General features: G+C 51.7%; 2 protein-coding genes and 1 pseudogene. All 3 read right to left on the reverse strand.

Annotation, left to right across the window (positions count from 1 at the left end; all coding sequences use genetic code 11):
- Nucleotides 1–293: pseudogene (locus tag DW761_RS20795) on the reverse strand (virulence-associated protein E); the annotation flags it as partial.
- Nucleotides 262–882 (reverse strand): CHC2 zinc finger domain-containing protein, encoded by a 621-nt coding sequence (locus DW761_RS20800; RefSeq protein ID WP_117519237.1) that lies wholly within the window; start codon nucleotides 880–882, stop codon nucleotides 262–264. The pseudogene DW761_RS20795 and the gene DW761_RS20800, both read right to left, overlap by 32 nt.
- A 64-nt stretch (nucleotides 883–946) precedes the next feature.
- On the reverse strand, nucleotides 947–2,166 hold a 1,220-nt coding region (locus DW761_RS20805; protein ID WP_117519238.1), incomplete at its 5' end, for a MobA/MobL family protein.

Below are 2,166 nucleotides of genomic sequence, written 5' to 3' on the forward strand. Positions count from 1 at the left end.
ATGGCATTATCAATCTTTTTCTCATTGGTAAGCCCATAGGTTTCTTCCAGATAAAGAAGCAGATACTTCATGTCCGTATCGTTCAGGGCGGTGCCTTCTCTGTGAAAACCAATGGGCTTTATGATGTCCTTGCGGTCGGTCAGGATGTTGTATGCGATAGCCCCGGAAAGCAGAGGGTCACGCTGGAATACGGTCAGGCAGTTCCGTATGCTCTGGCGGACACCGCCTTTCTCGGTGGTTTCCAGCCCCGCCTTGATTTCCTCAATGCTCTGGGGCGGCTGCATGGCGTTCATGGTGTTTTTTAGTTCTTGCTGCGTCTGCGGCTGCAAGCTCTGCCATTCGCTGTTCAAGCTGTATCACATCCTTTCCGTAGTCCGTAATCAAAGCCGCTTTTTCCTCTGTCTCCCCGAACAGCAGCACATCCAGCAGATATTCCACTTGGTCTTGCTTCTGTAAGGCTTCCTCCGGGGAGTGCGGGGCGTAGTCCGTTCTCCATGCCATAAGCAAGTGAAGATAATCGGTAAGAATACGGAAGCAGCGGTTTTTTGCTTCCTGAAACTGTTCCTCCGGGGATTTCTGCCGGGGCTTGGGCTTTTTTGCCTTTCCCGGCGGTTTCCAGTCCTCATAGGAAAGCCCGAAGTCCTGTGCCAGCTGTACGGCGGCTTCTTTCTTTCCCAGCCCATACAGGGCGGCGGTAAAATCAATCACATCCCCATCCGCACCGCAGCCGAAGCAGTGGTAACGCCGATCCAACTTCATGCTTGGGGTTTTATCGTTATGGAACGGGCAGCAAGCCATCCCGTTCCGACCTACATGGATTCCATAATGCTCCGCTGCCTGTCTTGTTGTGACAGACTGCTTCACAGCTTCAAATACATTCAAATCTATCCCTCCTTGAAAAAAGAAAAGCACCTGACATTCTCTGATTGAAAATGGCAAGTGCCTGTTAAAGTTCCATATCCTGTTGTCTGTGTTTCGCCTGTGCCGGGGCGGTTCTTTGAGCCTTTTTCTCGTCTGCCTTATCCTGCAAGACTTCCTTGATGGGCTGCTTCTTAGGCGGCTCTTTACTTTCCTCTGTGCCGGGTGTGGCTTTCCGTACCCAGTAGCGGATGTCCCGCAGCTTCTTCAAATCCTCCTGTACCTCGGTCAGCGGTACTTTCAGCTCTGCGATTTCGCTGAGAAGGGTTTCCTGCTCCTCTTGCAGCTCCTTTTGGGTACTATCCTTATCGTCCGGGTGTTTGGCAAGGTAGGCGGTGGCTTTCTCATACCGGGCAACCTCCGGGTGTTCCTGTTTGAATTTCTCCTTTGTTTTCTTGAAAAATATCTTCTGGTATTTCTCATAGACAGCCTTACATTCTTTGCAGTCTGTCCGGCTGGCAAGAATCCCGTCAATCACTTTGCTGCGGGCTTCCTTTGGCTTCATCTGATTGCGGTAATCTGCGGCTGATTTCCCGGAAGATTCCAGAAATGCTTCTAAGTCCTCCACAGTGGAAAGCCCCTTTTGCCGGAGATAGGATAGGGCTTCGCTGACTGCCTTTAAGTCCTGTGAAGTCCCCCGGTTCTGTCCAGCCCTTGTCCAGTCCTTCCGTTCTTCCTTTCGTATCTCCATATACTTCATCAGCAGATTGGGAAGAAGTGTCGCTTCCTCCGCCGCTTTTTGTGCAAGCAGCTCTTTCCGTTTTTCGCCCAGCTCGGTAATCCAGCCTTTGAGGTTTTGGATGAGCTGACGGATAGACTTCATCAGGCGGTTGGCAGCTCTGATTTCCCGGTTCAGGTTGCCGATGTTCGTCTGGATACCCCGCTTTTCCATCTGCCGGACAGCAGCTCCCTCATGGACAGTAGGGATAATATCAAGCCCCTGTCTGGCATAAGAACGCAAGTCCACTCGCTCCGGGCGGTTATTAGCTTCCAGATAGCGGTTCTGGATAACCTCCCATTCATGCCGCCAGATTTCACAATACTTCTGGTCGTTCCAGTCAACCGTATCCTCCTTGTGGCTTTTCCACCTGCCGGATGGCAGCTTTATCCGTTCCCCGTTCTCGTCAAGGTCATAAACTTTGCGGCTCTTGGGAAGCCATTTTCCATGCTCGTCCATTGCTCTCATAGTCAGCAGGACATGGGCGTGGGGATTGTGTCCCGGCGGATGGGGGTCATGGATTGCAAAAT

This window comes from Absiella sp. AM29-15, from assembly GCF_003434225.1.
In the GTDB taxonomy this organism is placed as follows: domain Bacteria; phylum Bacillota_I; class Bacilli_A; order Erysipelotrichales; family Erysipelotrichaceae; genus Hoskinsella; species Hoskinsella hominis.